The organism is Parafrankia sp. Ea1.12, assembly GCF_900465275.1.
Taxonomy (GTDB): domain Bacteria; phylum Actinomycetota; class Actinomycetes; order Frankiales; family Frankiaceae; genus Parafrankia; species Parafrankia soli.
Map to the genome: position 1 here is coordinate 1 of NZ_UBIZ01000112.1, position 209 is coordinate 209.

Genomic DNA, 209 nt, shown 5'->3' on the forward strand with positions numbered 1-209 from the left:
TGGTTGTAGTGGTCGATGTAGTCGGTGAGGACGGCGGTGGTGTGTTGTTCGCCGAGGATGAGGAGGTGGTCGAGGCATTCGCGGCGGACGGTACCGACCCGGCGTTCCGCGAAAGCGTTCGCGACCGGGGTCCGTACGGGTGTCCGCACGATATCGATGTTGTCGGTGGTGAAGACGGTGTCGAAGACGGCGGTGAACGTCGTGTCGCG

General features: G+C 63.6%; 1 protein-coding gene. It reads right to left on the reverse strand.

Annotation, left to right across the window (positions count from 1 at the left end; translation table 11 throughout):
* A partial coding sequence (locus FMEAI12_RS02535; RefSeq protein WP_146776610.1) for an integrase core domain-containing protein occupies nucleotides 1-209 on the reverse strand: 209 nt, incomplete at both ends.